Source organism: Streptomyces sp. NPDC058650 (genome assembly GCF_042717315.1).
Lineage (GTDB): Bacteria > Actinomycetota > Actinomycetes > Streptomycetales > Streptomycetaceae > Streptomyces.
This window is the reverse complement of sequence record NZ_JBHXRL010000029.1, coordinates 76,724-93,710: the sequence shown is the minus strand read 5'-3', so window position 1 is coordinate 93,710 and position 16,987 is coordinate 76,724. Positions and strand designations below refer to the sequence as shown.

General features: G+C 72.2%; 13 protein-coding genes and 1 pseudogene. 8 read left to right on the top strand and 6 right to left on the bottom strand.

Annotated elements, in window-relative coordinates:
- Nucleotides 1-388: 388 nt before the first annotated feature.
- From ACFWWU_RS34595 to ACFWWU_RS34575, 5 genes and pseudogenes are all read right to left on the bottom strand, one after another.
- Nucleotides 389-1,554 (bottom strand): annotated as a pseudogene (locus ACFWWU_RS34595) (phytoene desaturase family protein); the annotation flags it as partial.
- Complete coding sequence (locus tag ACFWWU_RS34590) at nucleotides 1,547-1,999, bottom strand: SRPBCC family protein (protein WP_384152223.1); 453 nt, start codon at nucleotides 1,997-1,999, stop codon at nucleotides 1,547-1,549. The gene ACFWWU_RS34590 and the pseudogene ACFWWU_RS34595, both read right to left, overlap by 8 nt.
- A gap of 581 nt (nucleotides 2,000-2,580) precedes the next feature.
- Nucleotides 2,581-3,609, bottom strand: a complete 1,029-nt coding sequence (locus tag ACFWWU_RS34585; RefSeq protein ID WP_384152220.1) for an NAD(P)/FAD-dependent oxidoreductase — start codon at nucleotides 3,607-3,609, stop codon at nucleotides 2,581-2,583.
- On the bottom strand, nucleotides 3,606-4,142 hold the full coding sequence (locus ACFWWU_RS34580; protein ID WP_384152217.1) for an isoprenylcysteine carboxyl methyltransferase family protein: 537 nt from the start codon (nucleotides 4,140-4,142) through the stop codon (nucleotides 3,606-3,608). Before ACFWWU_RS34580 ends, ACFWWU_RS34585 begins: the two co-directional genes overlap by 4 nt.
- 7 nt (nucleotides 4,143-4,149) lie before the next feature.
- A complete protein-coding gene (locus ACFWWU_RS34575) occupies nucleotides 4,150-5,220 on the bottom strand; it encodes a type III polyketide synthase (protein ID WP_384152214.1) in 1,071 nt (356 codons plus the stop codon).
- A 79-nt stretch (nucleotides 5,221-5,299) separates the two neighbouring features.
- On the opposite strand from ACFWWU_RS34575, the gene ACFWWU_RS34570 reads away from it, so the two are divergent.
- The 5 genes from ACFWWU_RS34570 to ACFWWU_RS34550 all read left to right on the top strand — a co-directional run bounded on the left by ACFWWU_RS34570 (nucleotide 5,300) and on the right by ACFWWU_RS34550 (nucleotide 12,193).
- Nucleotides 5,300-6,211: a UbiA family prenyltransferase gene (locus ACFWWU_RS34570; RefSeq protein ID WP_384152210.1), complete on the top strand. Its 912-nt coding sequence runs from the start codon at nucleotides 5,300-5,302 to the stop codon at nucleotides 6,209-6,211.
- Nucleotides 6,212-6,525: 314 nt separating this feature from the next.
- Entirely contained in the window at nucleotides 6,526-7,353 is an 828-nt protein-coding gene (locus ACFWWU_RS34565; protein ID WP_384152207.1) for a RimK family alpha-L-glutamate ligase, read from the top strand.
- 427 nt (nucleotides 7,354-7,780) lie between these two features.
- The gene (locus ACFWWU_RS34560) at nucleotides 7,781-9,595 is read left to right on the top strand and encodes an ABC transporter ATP-binding protein (protein ID WP_384152204.1); all 1,815 of its coding nucleotides are present in this window, start codon (nucleotides 7,781-7,783) and stop codon (nucleotides 9,593-9,595) included.
- A 210-nt stretch (nucleotides 9,596-9,805) separates the two neighbouring features.
- A complete protein-coding gene (locus tag ACFWWU_RS34555; RefSeq protein WP_384152201.1) occupies nucleotides 9,806-10,363 on the top strand; it encodes a PadR family transcriptional regulator in 558 nt (185 codons plus the stop codon).
- A gap of 105 nt (nucleotides 10,364-10,468) precedes the next feature.
- Nucleotides 10,469-12,193 (top strand): acyl-CoA dehydrogenase family protein, encoded by a 1,725-nt coding sequence (locus ACFWWU_RS34550; protein ID WP_384152198.1) that lies wholly within the window; start codon nucleotides 10,469-10,471, stop codon nucleotides 12,191-12,193.
- A 150-nt stretch (nucleotides 12,194-12,343) separates the two neighbouring features.
- Here the strand turns inward: ACFWWU_RS34550 and ACFWWU_RS34545 are convergent, their stop codons facing one another.
- Nucleotides 12,344-13,375, bottom strand: a complete 1,032-nt coding sequence (locus ACFWWU_RS34545) for a hypothetical protein (RefSeq protein WP_384152195.1) — start codon at nucleotides 13,373-13,375, stop codon at nucleotides 12,344-12,346.
- A 219-nt stretch (nucleotides 13,376-13,594) separates the two neighbouring features.
- On the opposite strand from ACFWWU_RS34545, the gene ACFWWU_RS34540 reads away from it, so the two are divergent.
- From ACFWWU_RS34540 to ACFWWU_RS34530, 3 genes are all read left to right on the top strand, one after another.
- On the top strand, nucleotides 13,595-13,753 hold the full coding sequence (locus ACFWWU_RS34540) for a hypothetical protein (protein ID WP_384152193.1): 159 nt from the start codon (nucleotides 13,595-13,597) through the stop codon (nucleotides 13,751-13,753).
- A 162-nt stretch (nucleotides 13,754-13,915) separates the two neighbouring features.
- Nucleotides 13,916-16,789 carry a class IV lanthionine synthetase LanL gene (gene lanL / locus ACFWWU_RS34535; protein ID WP_384152190.1) on the top strand — a complete coding sequence of 958 codons (2,874 nt, stop codon included), beginning with the start codon at nucleotides 13,916-13,918 and terminating at the stop codon, nucleotides 16,787-16,789.
- A gap of 59 nt (nucleotides 16,790-16,848) precedes the next feature.
- Nucleotides 16,849-16,974 (top strand): hypothetical protein, encoded by a 126-nt coding sequence (locus ACFWWU_RS34530; protein ID WP_255325155.1) that lies wholly within the window; start codon nucleotides 16,849-16,851, stop codon nucleotides 16,972-16,974.
- Nucleotides 16,975-16,987 lie beyond the last annotated feature (13 nt).

Below are 16,987 nucleotides of genomic sequence, written 5' to 3'. Positions count from 1 at the left end.
GTGGTGCGCACTGCGCCCCGCCGGCGGGGGGGGGGCGCGGCCCCCGGCCCCCCCCCCGGGGGGGGGGGGGGGGGGGGCCCCCCCCCCCCCGCCCCCCCCCCCCCCCACACCCCTGTCACGAGTCTGATCCTCACCCGTCAGAGCGTGGTGGGGAACCGGTCCCAGGCGCGGTGTCCGCCCAGGGGCTTCGTGATCTGCTTGAGGATCGCGCCGACGGGTGCCGCCCAGTACGATGCCCGGTTCGTCCGCTCCGATGCCCGCGGCCTCGAGTGTCAGGGAAGCGTCGCCCCCAACCGCCGATCGCCTTGCCGTGACGCCTCCGAGACCAGCAGCAGGACGCGGGGGCCCGGTCCGCCGGGCTCCGTTGCACCGGCCTTGGCGTCGCGGGCGCCGCGCGGGCGGCGTTCGCGCCCGGCGCGCCATGGACAACCGCCGCGGGGGTGGGGCGGCCGCGGACGCCAGGTAGAGGCACTTGCCGGGGGTCTCGGGACGGCCTGTGCCGGGCGTCGGACGGAAGATCGCCTGCTGGTGCAGGGCGGTGGTTCCGTTGTCGATGGCGCCGTTGTGAAGATTCTCGTCCAGGGCCTGGAGAGTGGCCGGGGCCAGGATGCGGCGGACGCGGATCAGCGTCCGGAAGCGCTCCAGATCCCGTATGAGGCGGGGCAGGACGTGTTCTTCGCCGACGAGGTCGCGGTACAGGGACGGGGCCGAGGTGTCAGCCAGTACGGCACGGCGCGTGTCGACCGTCTCACCGCTCGCGGTCCTGACCCCGACCGCCGTGCCCCCTCGTACCACGACTGACGCGACGCGCTCCCCGCAGCGCAGGACACCTCCGCGGCGCCGGAAGCGGCTCACCAGCGCGGCGGTCAGCGCGCTGGACCCCCCCGGCGGGGACGGGGAAGCCGTGGCTCTGGACCAGCATCGTCATCAGCCGGCCGAAGCCGCCGCTGCCCGCCGCCTCCGGGGTGCGGTCGGCGTACAGGGCGGTCCCGGTCAGCAGGAGCCGCCCGCCCGCCCCCGCGAACTCCTCCTCGCCCAGGAGCCGCGCGGGCAGGGTCAGGTTCCGCGCCAGGCGGAGCCCGCCCGAGGCGCGGAGTTTCGCGGCCCAGGCGGAGCCCGGCGCGGACCGGCGGGAAGGGGCGTGAACAGGGCCTGCACGAGGTCCGGCCCGATCCGGCGCCATGTCCGGTACGAGCTTTCCCAGGCGTCGGCGTCGGCGGTCGCGAACTCCGCCAGCCCGGCCGAGGTGTCCTGCACCCGGCGTTCGAGGACCGCGCACCGGCCGTCCAGCAGGGGGTGCGCCGGCACGCGCGGGGCGTGGCCCCAGCGCAGGCCCTCGGCGGCCGGATCGAAGCGGGCGAGGACCGGGGAGGCCGCCGCGAGCGGGTAGAAGGCGCGGAGGACGTCCGAGATGTCGTCCGGGTGGACCCCGCGGTCGCTGCGGACGGCCTCTCCGGGCTCCTCCTGCGCCTCCACCGTCTACTCTGCGTCGACCAGCAGATTCGCCGCCACCAGCCCGCTCAGCCCCGCGCCGATCACCACCGCGTCAGGCATGCCGGCTCTCGGAGCGGTCCTGCTCCACGACCTTGGCCAGGCGGGCCAGCATGCCACGGTGCCGTAGCTGGATGGCTACTTCGCTGACGGAGTTGTGCAGGGTCCCGCCCAGACCCCGCAGCGGGTGCTCGTCGCACACGACCAAAGTCTCCTCTCCCCACGGTCTGAGCTGGAGGAAGATCCTCGCCGTGCCGAGGGCCTTGAAGGCCGCCTCCAGCTCAAGCTCCCGGCCGGAAACGGTGTGCCGGACCGTGGTGGTTCCGTCGGTCGACCAGGGGCCGAGGCGGACGGTGTAGCGGAGCCGGGAGCCGACATCCGGCCAGGACTGGTCGAGTGGCGTGGACTCGGACGGGCCCACGACCCACTCGCCGTAGCGGGTCGGATCGGCGAGAACGGCCCATACGGCATGCGGGGGACTGTGGATCAGCTGATGACGGACGGCCATGAGGATGCTCCTCCTACCGGGACGGTTTGGACGCGGCGAACCCGCTCGGCAGGGCCCTGGCAGGGCGAACCGGTCGGTACCGCGGACCCTGGGGCACGGCGACCTCCCTCGACGGATGGCGTCACGGTCATGGTGCGCGTGCCCCGATCGCGCCGCATCTCACGCGTTTCGAGCGCGCACATTCCGCCGGGGCCTGCCGGCGCCCACGTCCGCCACTCCTCGGTCGCAGTCGCTCGTGACGCCGTGGCCGGCAAGTCCTGGAACGAGGGGGAGCGGACCAAGGTCCTGGGCGGTAGCGCGGTCGACCGACGGACGGTACGCGGATGGACGGAGGCAGCCGTGAGGATGCGTACGCGCACCCGGCCCCTGCAGGGCCGCACAGTGGCGGTGACGGGAGCCGCGCGGGGACGGGGAGCGGCTCTGTCCCGTGCGTCGGACGACCGGGGTGCGAGGCTCGCCCCGCTGGGGCCTGGAAGGGGCGCCTCTGGAGGAGGTGGCCGCCTCGTTGCGTCACGAGGCGGTGTGCCGGGTGACCGACGTGACCGACGTGACCGACGACGCGGCCATGGCCCGGACGCCCGTCAGGCGAGCAGGTTCACGGCGTGCTGGAACAGGCCGGGGAACCTGGCGGCCGTCGGCGTGATCAGGGGGGCCAGCCCGGGCTGGTTCCGGGCCCAGAGGAGGGACGTCGTCAGGAGACGGTAGGTGCGGGACAAGCGATGCCACGCGCGTTCGTACGCCTGTGGACGGTTGGCGTGCAGGCAGCGCACCAACGCGTCCGCCGATGCCAGAGCGAGGGTGAGCCCCTCACCCGTCAGCGCGTCGACGTAACCGGCCGCGTCACCTACGAACAGCACGCGGCCGGCCACCCGGGAACGGGCTTGCTGGCGCAGCGGTCCGGCGCCCCTGACCGGGGTCTTGTCGGCCTTGTGGAGGCGGGAGGCCAGGAGGGGGAAGTGGGCCAACTGGGATTCGTAGGGGGCGTGTTGGCAGGTGAGGATCGCGACACCGATCTGCCGCGGCCCCAGGGGCGTGACGTACGCCTCGCACTCGGCGGACCAGTGGACCTCCACCAGGTCGTTCCACGGTTCGACGGCGTAATGGCGCCGCAGTCCGTACCTCGGCGTGTGCCGCCGGACATCCGGCCGCACGGTCAGGCCGAGCATCCGGCGGGTGGGGGAGTGCAGGCCGTCCGCCGCCACGAGATAGCGGGCGGCCATCCCGTCCGCGGTGACGTACGCGTCGTGCTGGCTCACCCGGCGAATGCGGTGCGGGACGACCGGGACACCCAGCTGGGCCGCCCGGGCGGTGAGGGCCTCGTGCAGCAGCGTTCGGCGGGTGCCGAGGCCGTACCCAGTGCGGAACACGGCTTCGGCGCGCCGGCCGTCGGCGGCGTCGACGTAGCCGATACCCCGCAGGGCCTGTCCGGGCACGCTCACGTCGAGCGCCTTGAGAGCCCGTACCGCCGCGGGCATCAATCCCTCACCGCACGCCTTGTCGACAGGTGCGGGGCGCGGCTCGGCGACCACCACGTCGAGCCCGCGCCGCGCCGCGTGGATCGCCGTGGCCAGTCCCGCCGGCCCCCCTCCGACGATGAGGAGGTCGATCACGGCGCCGTACCGGAGGCGGAGAGGGTGCGTGACGGCGCCAGCGCGGTGTTCTCGCAGCGGATGCGTACGGTCAGCAGAGCCGCGTTGAGGAGTGTGAAGCACAGGGCGGTGAGCCAGGCGGTGTGTACCAGGGGGAGCGCCAGGCCCTCGACGACCACGGCCAGATAGTTGGGGTGCCGCAGGTACCGGTACGGGCCGGAGGAGACCAGCGGAAGGTCGGGGACGATCAGAACGCGGGTGTGCCAGCGGGGGCCGAGAGTGCTGATGCACCACCAGCGCAGCCCTTGGGCGGCCAGCGTGAGCGCGAGGGCGGGCCAGCCGAGCACGGGCAGGAAGGGCCGGTCGGCCGCCCAGGGTTCGACGAGGCAGCCGAGGAGGAGCGCGGCGTGGAGGGCGACCATGGTCGGGTAGTGCCCGGCGCCGTGCTCGAGGCCGCCGCGGGCCAGGCTCCAGGCGCCGTTCCGGCGAGCCACGGCGAGTTCGGCGAAGCGCTCGGCGACGACCAGGAGAATCAGTACGGTGTACGGCGTCACGGCGTTCTCACCAGGCCAGCAGGACGAGTTCGGACGAGAAGCCGGGTCCGAGGGCGATCATCAGGCCGGTGGTACCCGCCGACGGCGGTGCCGTCTGCGTATCGCTCAGAATCTGCAGTACGGAGACGGAGGACACGTTCCCCGTGGCTGCCAGGGCGCGACGGCTCGCGGCTAGGGCCGAGTCCGGCAGACCGAGCTCCTCGGCGAGCACGTCGAGGATCCGGGGGCCGCCCGGGTGGCAGATCCACGCCGTGACGTCCATGGGCTTGAGGTCGTGCTCGGCGAGGAAGGACTCGACCTCCTCGGTCACGTGCAGCCGGACCAGTTCGGGGAGTTCCGGCCCCAGCACCATGCGGAACCCCCACTCGCCGACGTCCCAGCCCAGCATGTCCTCCGTCCCCGGGTACAGACGGCTGCGGGTGGCCACGACCGTGGGCCCGGAGGCTGCCGTCCCGCCCGTCGTGGTGGACGCACGGTCGCTGTGCGCGGCCACGAGCGCGGCGGCTCCGTCCCCGAACAGGCTTCCCGCCACCAGGTTCGCCATCGACATGTCTCCGCGCTGCAAAGTGAGCGAGCACAGTTCGGTGGACAGGAGGAGCGCCACGCTGTCGGGCCGGACGCTGAGATGGTCGCGCGCGCGGGCCAGTCCGGCGGCGCCTCCGGCACACCCGAGACCGAACAGAGGCAGGCGCGTGACGTCGGGCCGCAGACCGATCCGTGTGGCGACGCGGGCCTCCAGGGAGGGGGTCGCGATCCCGGTCACGGTCGTCGAGACGACCAGGTCGATCTCCTCGGGGCGCACCCCCGCGTCGCCGAGGGCCCGCTGGGCCGCTTCGACGGCCAGATCCGTGGCCAGTTCGACGAAGAGTCGGTTGGTCTCGCCGAACGTGCCGAGCGCCCGGTAGCGGTCGAGGGGCAGGGCGAGATGACGCGTGTCCACCTGTGCCCCGGCATGCAGCCGGCGCAGGAGGCCGCTGTCGGCCCCGGGCGGCAGGCTGGAGACGAGGTCGTCGGTGATCTCTTGCTGCCTGTAGCGGTGTGGCGGGAATGCCGTACTCACCGCGAGTACACGAGTCATTGCTCCAACATAGGGACAGGGAGACGGCGACACCCTGAACCCGGCCTTCACGGGCGCGCCGTGGCCTAGCGTGTCGGTGGTGCACGCCACGACTGATGAAGGAACCAACGGCCTGGTCGGCCCGGCCGGTCAGCGATACGGCGAGCGGTCCGTCCTCGTCGCTCTTCTGAGGACTGCCCACCCTGTGCCGGCGGTGGCGGTCACGGCCCTGAGCGCGCTGCTGGCCGCCGCCGTGGGGTTGGGCCCCGCTGCCGGGGCCAAGGCGATGGCAGCGGTCGCCGCGGGCCAGCTGTCCATCGGCTGGTGCAACGACCGCATCGATGTGCGGCGTGACAGGGCCGCAGGCCGGCAGGACAAGCCGCTTGCCGTGGGGACGCTGCGGCCCGGGACCGTGGGTGCGGCGGCGCTGGTGGCCCTGCTCGCCTGCATCCCGCTGTCGCTTGCTTGCGGGCTCCGGGCCGGCGCGGTCCACCTCGGCTGCGTCGCCGCCGCATGGGCCTACAACCTGTGGCTGAAACGCACGGTCCTCTCGTGGCTGCCGTACGCCGTGGCCTTCGGGCTGCTTCCGGCGTTCCTGACGTTCGCACTCCCGGGCAGCCCGTGGCCGCCTCCGTGGCTCATCGCCGCGGCGGGCCTCCTGGCCACCGGTGCGCACTTCGCCAACGTCCTCCCGGACATCGAGGACGACCTTGCGGGGGGTGTGCGGGGGCTTCCGCAGCGACTGGGCAGGCGCGGATCGATCACATGGGCCGCCATTCTGACGTTCGCGTCCTGCGTGGTGGTGACGGTGGGGCCGACGGGGTCCATCACCCCCAGCGGAGGAGTCCTGATCGCGGTGACCCTGGCGCTGTGCCTTGTGTCGGTGGCCGGACCGACCGCTCTCCTGGAAGGCCGCCTGCCGTTCTTGGCCGTCCTGGTCACGGCCGGAGTCGACGCCGTACTCCTGGTGCTGGCCAGTCGCACGCACTCCGCCGGACAGGCATGGCCGTGACGAAGCCGTGGACCGGTTCGGCGCCGTGCTGTGGGTGGAGACGAAGTAGCCTACAGACAGGGGGAGTTCCTCAGTCGGCCGGGCGCCGGATCGCTCGTGGCGCGCGGCTTCGACGCATCCCGCGCCACGCCGGAAGCTGGCGGACCCTCGCCCTGTCATCTGCCGTAACCGGCAGGCGGAGCGCACCGGTGAGCGAAGGGACGGGCATGTCGTCGCTGAACGAAGCACGTGCTTGGCTGCTGCTGTGTCCTGGGCTCAGACGGGGCGCGGACGGTGCTGCCGGCAGTAAGCCGGGTCCGGTCACGTCGTCACTCATGGCCTCCTTTGCCGCGGAGCTCGGGCACCAGGCCGCGGTGGTCCACAGCAGTCGGCTGGTACTCGGCGTGGAAGGCGGACGGCTCACACTCGCCGACACCAGCGGGCGACCCGTCCCCGCGCCCGCTGTGGCCTACGCCCGCCTGTCGACGCCTCGACTGTCACCCGACAGAGAAGTCACCCTGCTGCGACACCTGGCCGCAATGGGCACGCAGCTGATCAACCCAGCCGAGGCGGTTCTGGCGTCGGTGAACAAGTTCTGGCACCTGCAACAGCTCACTGCCGCGGGCATCCCCGTCCCCGACACCCGCACTCACACCGACGCACCGTTGGAGGACGTACTCGACATCGGTGTGCCGCAGCCGTGCGTGGTCAAGGCCGTGCGCGGCCACCGCGGCCGACGGGTCTTCCTCGCCGCCGACGACAAGGCGCTGCGAGGTGTGGCCGGCAGTCTGGACGACCGGCACCCCTATCTCCTTCAGCGGTACGTCGCCCACTCCCACGGCCGGGACCTGCGCGTCATCGTGGTCGACCGCATGCCCGTGGCCGCCGCCGTGCGCACAGCCGGCGACGACCGCCTGGTCTCCAACCTGGCGCAGGGCGGGACCCACACCGTCTGCACGGGCCGGTATCCGGACGCGGAGGCGCTGGCCGTCGAAGCGGCGGACGCCATCGGCCTCGGCGTCGCCGGCGTCGATCTCCTCTTCGAAGCAGACGGTTCCTTCACCGTGTGCGAGGTGAACTGCAATCCCACCTGGCGGCCCGACATGCCCGTCGCCGAAGCCATCGCCATCGCCTGCCGCAGCCGTCTCGAAGCGTCCGGCTGAGCGCCGCCGAATCCGGCGCACGTCCCGAACAAGCCTTCCATCCTCGCGAGGGTAGTGCGCTGTCGTGCCAACTCCTGGGCACGGGGAGAGACGTCGGCCGGCCGGGCCGCTCGTAGTTTTCGGGTGTGCCGAGCCGCGAAACGCGGACGGCGCGGTACCGACCGCTCCGAAAGGACCCCTCATGTTCGACATCACCAAGGTGCGAGGACTGGGGATCAGGTGGAGACGAGTACACCGACGGCCTGCCCGCGCGCGTCCGGCGGGCCGGGATGGCGGCCTGGCGCGCCATGACTTCAGGCTCTGACTGCCTGTCGATCGATCGGGAAATCCGTTGGACGGCCGATCGGGGAAAACCCTTGGACGGCGCGAGTGCCCGCGCGGAACACTGCCAACCCTGTCCAGTTCGATCCGACAAAGTAGGGTTGGGATGGGAACGCCTGAATCGCGCAAGAGTTCGCCAGGTAGGAGCCCCACGCTCCTCGCACTTCGTTACTACGGACGGGAGTTGGTCCGGCTCAAGCGGCTGACAGTGCCCACGATGCTGCTTCCGGCGCTGGGCAACATCGGCATCTTCTACATCGCGCCGCTCGTCGTCGCGAAGCTCGTCGGCCGCATCGCGGGGGGCGCCGACGGCGGCATCGCCCCGATGCTGCCCTACGTCCTCGGCTTCGCCGGCGTGCTGCTGCTCGCCGAGACGCTGTGGCGCGTCGGACTGCACTGCCTGAACCGCCTCGACGCCCTCGGCATCGAGCACCTGTACGTCATCGGCATGGACGAGCTGTTCGCCAAGGACGCCGCCTTCTTCCACGACAACTTTGCCGGCTCGCTGACCAAGCGGGTCCTCAGTTTCGCCTCCCGCTTCGAGGAGTTCGTCGACACCCTCACCTTCTCGGTCATGGGCAAGCTGGTCCCCCTCGTGTTCGCGTCGGTGGTGCTGTGGACGTACGAACCCCTGCTCGTCGTCGGGCTCCTGGTGATGATCGCCGTGACAGCCCTGGGCGTACTGCCCCTGATCCGTCGTCGGCAGGCACTCGTCGACCAGCGCGAGGAGGCCATCGCCCGGGTCTCCGGCCACGTCGCCGACTCCCTGATGAACATGGACACCGTCCGGTCCTTCGCCGCCGAACACCGCGAGGCCGCCGAACACCGCTCCCGCGTCGCCGAATCGCGGCGGCTCAGCCTGCGTTCGTGGGACTACGGCAACCTGCGCATCGACACCCTGGTCGCACCGATGTCCGTACTGACCAACGTCATCGGGCTGCTGCTCGCCCTCTCGCTAGGGGCGGGGGAGCACGGCGTCGAGGCGGTCGTCGTCGCCTTCACCTACTACTCCAACGCCACCCGGATCATGTTCGAGTTCAACCAGATCTACCGCCGCCTGGAAAGCTCGATGACCGAGGCCGCGCAGTTCACCGAACTGCTGCTGACCCCGCCGACCGTAACGGACCCGGCCGTGCCGGAGCCGCTCCTCGTCGAGGGCGCCGATGTGCGCTTCGAGAAGGTCGACTTCGCCCACGCGGGCGCGAAGCCGCTCTTCGAGGGCCTCGACCTGGCCGTGCCGAGCGGGGCGAAGGTCGGTTTCGTCGGCAGGTCCGGCGGCGGCAAGACGACGCTGACCCGGTTGCTGCTGCGGATGACGGACATCGACGGCGGCCGGATCACGATCGGCGGACAGGACATCAGCAGGCTGCGGCAGGCCGAACTGCGCAGCCTGATCGCCTACGTGCCGCAGGACCCGGCGATGTTCCACCGCACCCTGCGGGAGAACATCGCGTTCGCCCGGCCGGACGCAACAGACGCCGAGATCCGTCGTGCGGCCGAGGCGGCGCACGTCACGGAGTTCGTCCATGCGCTTCCCGACGGCTTCGACACGATGGTGGGCGAGCGCGGGGTGAAGCTGTCCGGCGGCCAGCGCCAGAGGGTCGCCCTGGCGCGGGCGATCCTGCGCGACGCGCCCATCCTGCTGCTCGACGAGGCGACCAGCGCCCTGGACTCCGAGAGCGAGGTCCTGGTCCAGGACGCGCTCTGGCGCCTCATGGACGGGCGGACCGCGCTCGTGGTGGCCCACCGGCTGAGCACGGTCGCCACCATGGATCGGCTCGTCGTCCTCGACCGCGGACGTATCGCCGAGCAGGGCACGCATCACGAGCTGCTCGCCGCTGAGGGTGCGTACGCGAAGCTGTGGCAGCACCAGTCGGGCGGCTTCCTCGACGACGACCCCGCCGGGGCCGACCTGGCGTAGGACCCGGCAGGGCCGCGGACGTGCCTCGGTCACGGCGGCGAGGGGTACGGGGCACCGCCCCTGGCACGGGCGACGAGGCGGCCTCTCGTTGAACGCCGTAAGAACGAGGACGCGCTTTCGCGCTCCTTCGCGCGGGGCCGGGGGTGAGCCGCGTCTCAGCGGACCCTGTCAGTCTTGCTATGCAACTCGTTGCATAGCAAGATCGGGCGCATGGCGCTCGACCACGCGATCCTCGTGTCCCTGCTCGAGAAGCCCGGGTCCGGCTACGAGCTGGCCCGGCGCTTCGAGCGGTCCATCGGATACTTCTGGACCGCCACCCACCAGCAGATCTACCGCGTGCTCAAGCGCATGGAGAGCGACGGCTGGGTGGACGTCCGGGACGTGCCGCAGCAGGGGCGCCCGGACAAGAAGGAGTACTCCGTCGCCGCGCCCGGACGGGACGCGCTGTCCACGTGGCTGCACGAACCCATCGAGCCCGAGAGCGTGCGGCACGACCTCGCGGTGAAGATCCGGGGTGCCGCCTTCGACGATCCGGCCGCGCTGATCAGCGAGGTCCAGCGACACCGGCAGGCCCACACGGAGCGGGTTGCCCACTACCTCGCGGGCGAGGCGCGGGACTTCGGGGAGCCGCCGGAGAGCGGTCCGCTCGACCCCGAGCGGGAGCTCCAGCACGTCGTGCTGCGCGGCGGCATCGCCTACGAGCGGATGATGATCGCCTGGCTCGACGACGTCCTCGCCACGCTCGGCCGGTTCCACGCAGGGCAGTGAACCGAGCCGTACGACCCGGTCCGTACGACCTCCCTTGTACGACCACACCCAGCACCCCCACACCCAGTACCACCACCCTCATCCCGAGCCGGAAAGGCGGACGTCATGGCCGACCCGCTGCTGTTCAACCCGCACACCTACGACCCCGCGCACTTCGACCCGGAGACCCGCCGGCTCCTGCGCGCCACCGTCGACTGGTTCGAGGCGCGCGGCAAGCGCCGGATCATCGAGGACTACCGCACCCGGGCCTGGCTCGGCGACTTCCTCGCCTTCGCCGCCGAGGAAGGGCTCTTCGCGACCTTCCTGACGCCGTCCTCCGCCGCCGGTGAGCAGGAGGGCGACAAGCGCTGGGACACCGCCCGCATCGCCGCCCTCAACGAGATCCTCGGCTTCTACGGCCTCGACTACTGGTACGCCTGGCAGGTCACCATCCTCGGTCTCGGCCCGGTCTGGCAGAGCGACAACGCCGCCGCCCGGGACCGCGCCGCCGAACTCCTCTCCCAGGGCGAGGTGTTCGCCTTCGGGCTCTCCGAGAAGTCCCACGGCGCCGACATCTACTCCACCGACATGCTCCTGGAGTCGGACGGCCAGGGCGGCTTCCGCGCCACCGGCTCCAAGTACTACATCGGCAACGGCAACGCGGCCGGGCTCGTCTCCGTCTTCGGCCGCCGGACCGACGTCGAGGGCCCCGACGCCTACGTCTTCTTCGCCGCCGACAGCCGCCACCCGGCGTACCACCTCGTCAAGAACGTCGTCGACTCCTCGAAGTACGTCAGCGAGTTCCGGCTGGAGGAGTACCCGGTCGCCGCCGAGGACGTCCTGCACACCGGTCGCGCCGCGTTCGACGCAGCGCTCAACACCGTCAACGTCGGCAAGTTCAACCTGTGCACCGCCTCGATCGGCATCTGCGAGCACGCGATGTACGAGGCCGTCACGCACGCGCAGAACCGCATGCTGTACGGCCGGCCGGTCACCGCCTTCCCGCACGTGCGGCGCGAGTTGACCGACGCGTACGTCCGGCTCGTCGGCATGAAGCTGTTCAGCGACCGCGCCGTCGACTACTTCCGCACCGCGGGTCCCGACGACCGCCGCTACCTCCTCTTCAACCCGATGACGAAGATGAAGGTGACCACGGAGGGCGAGAAGGTCATCGACCTGATGTGGGACGTCATCGCCGCCAAGGGCTTCGAGAAGGACAACTACTTCGCCCAGGCGGCCGTGGAGATCCGCGGTCTGCCGAAGCTGGAGGGCACGGTCCACGTCAACCTGGCGCTGATTCTGAAGTTCATGCGCAACCACCTCCTCGACCCGGTCGCGTACGAGCCCGTCCCGAGCCGTCTGGACGCGGCCGACGACACGTTCCTCTTCCGCCAGGGACCGGCCCGCGGCCTCGGCTCGGTCCGCTTCCACGACTGGCGCGCGGCCTACGACGCGTACGCCCACCTGCCCAACGTGGCGCGCTTCCGCGAACAGGCCGACGCCCTCTGCGAGTTCGTGCTCAAGGCCGCCCCCGACGAGAAGCAGAGCCGCGACCTCGACCTCCTCCTCGCCGTCGGCCAGCTCTTCGCCCTCGTCGTCCACGGGCAGCTGGTCCTGGAGCAGGCCGCCCTGACCGGTCTCGACGAGGACGTGCTGGACGAGCTGTTCGCCGTCCTCGTGCGCGACTTCTCCGCGCACGCGGTCGAGCTGCACGGCAAGGACTCGGCGACCGAGCCGCAGCAGCTCTGGGCGCTCGGCGCCGTCCGGCGCCCCGTCGTCGACGAGGCGCGGTCGGAGCGTGTCTGGCAGCGTGTCGAGGCGCTGTCGGGCGCGTACGAGATGACGCCCTGATCTCGGTGTCCTGAGGGTCGCCTCCCGGGGTCTATGCCCAGGCCCCGGAGGCGACCCAGGCCCCGGAGGCGACCCAGGCCCCGGAAGCGCCCCAGGCCCCGGGGCCGGCTCCGGGCGGCGAAGCCGCTGGGCGTCGTACCCGGTCGCGGATCAGCGGACGGACGCGTCCGTCGTGACCTCCGCTCCGGTGAGACCGGCGCGTTCCGCGAGGGCGCCGCCCTGGAAACGGCTTGCCGCCCCCAACTCCTCCATGAGCTCGGCGATGTGACGGCGGCAGGTGCGTAGTGACATCCCCATGCGCCGGGCGATCACCTCGTCCTTGGCGCCCTCCGCGAGCAGCGCCACCAGCGCCCGCCGCAGGCTGGGGCCGACCTCCTTGTAGGCGGCCTCGCTGCTGCCCCGGAACGGGGCCGCCCCGGACCAGTGCTGCTCGAAGACCCTGCAGAGGTACGCCACCACGTCCGGGTCCCGGACGAGCACCGCCCCCTCGCCCGTGCCGCCGTCGGCGCGCCGGGGCAGAAAGGCCACGGCCCGGTCGAAGACCACGGCCCGGTCGGGCAGTTCGGCGGCGGTGCGGTACTCGGCGCCGGCCTCGGTGAGCCTCTCCACGTACCCCTGGGTGGACAGGCTGGCCCGTGCCGAGTGCTGGTACAGGGTGCGCATGCGTACACCTCGGCCGAGCATCGCCACATCCCGCTCGACGGCGTCCCCGAGGCGGTGCGGTGCCCGGCCGCCGCCGGGCTGGATGCTGAACACCTCCTCCCGGCAGCGGGCAGATTCCTCGGTGAGCATCGCGGAGGCGGAGGCCATGTCGGGCAGCACGTCGAAGCCCTCCCGGCGGCCCTGCTCGCGCCGTGCGGCGCGGTAGTGCGGCATCAGGGAGTGCAGTTCGTCGCGGAGCGACTGGGCCCGCACGGCGGCCCGCGCGAGCTCCGCCTCCAGCGGGCCGACCACTTCCGCCGCCGCGGCGTCCGGGCTGACCGGAATCAGTTCCTCGGGCCTGCCGGGAGCCGGTCTGAGGAGGCGTAGCCGCTCCAGCGTGCGGCAGGCCCCCTCCACCTCCTCCTGGCTCAGCCCAAGAGCCGGAACCACCTCGGGTGTCCGGTGCGCGAGGCTGCCGCGCTCCAGTACGTACGCGAAGACGGCGACGGCCCTCGCGTCCAGACGAGGTATTCCGTCCATATCCATCCCAGTAGTCACGTGTTTCCCCCGTGATGCGGCCCTGCTACTTCCGTGCCATGCAGGGTATTGCCAGGTCATGGCGCTGGACCAAGCGGGCCCGCCGGGATGAACTGGAGGTGTCCGGCCGAGGGAAACCCCATCAGGCCGACATTCGACGTGAACCCGCCAGACGCGGATGTTCCCGCCTGCCAGCTCACCTCCCGAACCAGGAGCCGCACCATGTCCGTTGCCGTCCGCTGCCTCCTTCTCCTCACGGTCCTGCTCGTCGGCGGCGCCACCGCCGCCACGGCTGACGGCGGACCGGGGACGACGCGGACGGTCGCCGGGAGCCCCCTGGACACCAGCTGGGGCGACGACTACGTCCGGCCCGTCGCCTAGCGGGCGTCCAGGGTTCGTCGAGTGCTCGTTCCCATGCGAAAGGCGAGGACGAAGAGAGTGTCGTCACCCACTGTGAGTCCTTCCCCGTCCGGCCCCGGGCCCCGGCGGTCGCGCGCCGAGAGCCCGTCGGACCTCGCGCTGCTGCCCGACATCGTGCGCGCCGTGATCGCACGGAGCACACCGGAGACGGAGAACGGCGAGCGGGGCACGGCAGGAGCCGGGCCGGTGGACTGGAGCGTCGAGCAGGGTGAGTTCTGGTGCCATGTCGTACCAAGCGAGTCCGTCGGGCGTGCCCAGGGCTGGAAGATCCACGTCCCGGCCACGCCGCTCTCGGCACCTCTGGTCCTGGCCCGGTCCGCCGAGGTGCTCGTCGCCCACCGCGCGGCCTTCAAGTTCGCGGGGAGTCCCGCCAGGATCGCCGCGCTGGTGTCCGGGCGCTTCGCGCGGGGCGGCGGCGGCAAGTTCCTGACCGTGTACCCGGCCGACGACGACCGGTTCAGGCTGCTCGCCGAGGAACTGCACCGGGCCACCGAGGGGCTGCCGGGCCCCGCGGTCCTCTCCGACCGGCGCTACCGGCCCGACAGCCAGGTCTTCTACCGGTACGGCGTGTTCAGGGGAGTCCGTGAGCTGACGGCCGACGGCGCCTTCGCCGCCCGCCTCACCGACCCCGAGGGCCGGCCGGTCGCCGACGAGCGCAACGCCTGGTTCACCCCGCCGGCCTGGGCCGGAGACCCGTTCCCCGGCCGTCCGGCCGCCCCGTCCCGCAGCACGGCCACGGCCAAGCCCGTCCTCCTGAACGACCGCTTCCTGGTACGGGGCGCGATCCAGCACTCCAACAAGGGCGGGGTGTTCCGCGCCGAGGACACCCGGACCGGCGAGCAGGTCGTCGTCAAGCAGGCACGGCCCCACGTGGGAGCCGGCCTCGAAGGCCTTGACGTCCGGGACCTGCTGCGTCGCGAGGCCGCGCTGCTCGAACGGTTCGGCAGCGCGCGCCCCGACCGTGTCCCCGGGCTCGTCGAGGTGTTCGAGCAGCAGGGCAGCGTGTTCCTGGCCACCGCATCGGTACCGGGGGCGACGCTGCGGCGCACCGTCGCCGAGCGACTGGCCAGGGACGGCAGCGGCTGCCCCGACGACCGTACCGCCGACTCCCTGGTCAGGCAGCTCGTCGAGCTCGTCGCCACCGCCCACGAACTGGGCGTCACCCTGCACGACTTCAACCCCAACAACGTCATGGTCACCCCGGACGGACGGCTCGTCCTGATCGACCTGGAGATGGCGGCCCGGGAGGGGGAGCGGTGGGTCCTCGGCGCCACCCCCGGCTACACCGCCCCCGAGCTGCGCACCGTCGACCAGGTGGCACCCGCGTTGCCGTCGACCGTCGACATGTACGCCCTTGGCGCGACCGTCCTGCACGCCGTGAGCGGTGCCGATCCGCTCTTCGCCGAGGACCTGCCGCGGGACACGGCCCGGCCGGACGAGCGGCGCCTGGCGTGCCTCGTGGAACTGCTGGCCCGCGACCACGCGCTCGTACGCCACTTCTCGCCGTTGATCCGGGGGTTGATGCGGGACGAACCCGACGACCGCTGGACCCTGGAGCAGGCCCGGGAGTTCCTCACGAGCGGCCAGGGGGAATCGACGCCGCCGGAGCGAGTGGACAATCAGGCCAGGTCGGTCGATCCGGCGAGGTCGGTCGATCCGGCGAGGGCGGTCTGTCTGGCGAAGGCGGTCGATCCGGATCAGCGCCCTGGTCCGGCGCAGGAGAAGCACCCGGACGCCGAGGCCACACGGGCACGGCTCCTGCACGACGGCATCGCGCACCTTCTGGCCACGATGCGTCCGAACGATCCCGAACGGCTGTGGGCCTCGGACTCCTTCGGCGAGACGTGTGATCCGGTGGCCGTGCAGCACGGCTCGGCGGGTGGCGTCGCCCTCCTCGCCCGAGCCCTGGACCAATGGGCCGCCGGCACGACCGGGCCGTTCAGCGCTCCGGGGACCGTGGCGACGCCGCCCGTGACCCGCGAGGCGCTCGCCGAGGGCCTCCGCTCCGCCGCCCGCTGGACGGTGGGACGGCAGGACGCGCTGCCGGGCAACCTGCCCGGTCTGCACTTCGGCCGCTCGGGTACGGCCTGGGCCCTGCTCGACGCCGGGCGGGCGCTGGACGACACCGCTCTGGCGGACCGCGCCGTCGCACTGGCGCTCGCCCTCCCCGTCCGCTGGCCCAACCCGGACGTCTGTCACGGAGCGGCCGGCTCCGGTCTGACCCAACTCCGCTTCTGGCGCACCACCGGGGATCCGCGGTTCCTGGACCGTGCCGCACAGGTCGCGGACGGGCTCCTGGACGCGGCTCGGCGTACCCCCGAAGGAGTGTTCTGGCCGGTGCCGGAGGACTTCGGGTCGGCTCTCGCGGGAGCCTGGCACTACGGCTTCGCGCACGGCGTGGCCGGGGTCGGCACCTTCCTCCTGCTCGCGGCGGAGGCCACCGGGAACGAACGCTTCCTCGACGCGGCCACCGAAGCGGGAGCCACCCTCGTGGCCGCCGCCCGCAGTGGCACCGCCGGTGCGCTCTGGCCCGTCGACCGCGCCCGCCACCTCTCCGACTCCCCGGAGCTCGCCCGCCACTGGTGCAGCGGCTCGTCCGGCGTCGGGACCTTCCTTGTCCGGCTCTGGGCGGCCACCGGCGCGTCCGACAAGGTCCTGCGCGACCTGGTGGACGGCGCGGCCCTCGCGGTACGGGCCGGCCGGGTGACCGACTCGCCGGCCACCTGCCACGGGCTCGCGGGCAACGCCGAGTTCCTGCTCGACGCCGCCGTACGGACGGGCGACGAGAGCCACGGTGCCGCCGCCGAGCTGCTGGTCGAGCACCTTGCCGCCCAGGCCGTGCTGCGTGACGGGCGCCTCCTGGTGCCCGACGAGAACCGCAGGACCGTCCTCGCCGAGTACGCCACCGGCCTCGCAGGAAGCCTCTCCCTGCTGCTGCGCATGCGGTGCGGAGGCCCCCGCGCCTGGCTGCCCGAGGGCGGTCCGGCCCACCCCTGAGTGTCCGGTGGCCGCCGGCCACCGGCATCCCGTCGAAGCAACCGAAGAAGGAGACCGTCATGACGGAGTACGACATCGATGCCCTGCAGGTTCTGCCGGAGGAGGTCCGCACCGAGGACGCCCGCGGTGAGGAGCACGCCGCCGCGCTGATCACCGCCTGCCGCTGGCTCACCAGCGGCTGCTGACCCACCCCGTGAC

What these genes read in the sequence shown, in the direction of transcription:
- ACFWWU_RS34530 (WP_255325155.1), top strand. Translation starts at nt 16,849, where the DNA reads ATGACGGAGTACGACATCGATGCCCTGCAGGTTCTGCCGGAGGAGGTC.
- ACFWWU_RS34545 (WP_384152195.1), bottom strand. Translation starts at nt 13,375, where the DNA reads ATGGACGGAATACCTCGTCTGGACGCGAGGGCCGTCGCCGTCTTCGCG.
- ACFWWU_RS34590 (WP_384152223.1), bottom strand. Translation starts at nt 1,999, where the DNA reads ATGGCCGTCCGTCATCAGCTGATCCACAGTCCCCCGCATGCCGTATGG.
- ACFWWU_RS34550 (WP_384152198.1), top strand. Translation starts at nt 10,469, where the DNA reads ATGGCCGACCCGCTGCTGTTCAACCCGCACACCTACGACCCCGCGCAC.
- ACFWWU_RS34565 (WP_384152207.1), top strand. Translation starts at nt 6,526, where the DNA reads ATGGCCTCCTTTGCCGCGGAGCTCGGGCACCAGGCCGCGGTGGTCCAC.
- ACFWWU_RS34560 (WP_384152204.1), top strand. Translation starts at nt 7,781, where the DNA reads ATGGGAACGCCTGAATCGCGCAAGAGTTCGCCAGGTAGGAGCCCCACG.
- ACFWWU_RS34540 (WP_384152193.1), top strand. Translation starts at nt 13,595, where the DNA reads ATGTCCGTTGCCGTCCGCTGCCTCCTTCTCCTCACGGTCCTGCTCGTC.
- ACFWWU_RS34555 (WP_384152201.1), top strand. Translation starts at nt 9,806, where the DNA reads ATGGCGCTCGACCACGCGATCCTCGTGTCCCTGCTCGAGAAGCCCGGG.
- ACFWWU_RS34575 (WP_384152214.1), bottom strand. Translation starts at nt 5,220, where the DNA reads ATGACTCGTGTACTCGCGGTGAGTACGGCATTCCCGCCACACCGCTAC.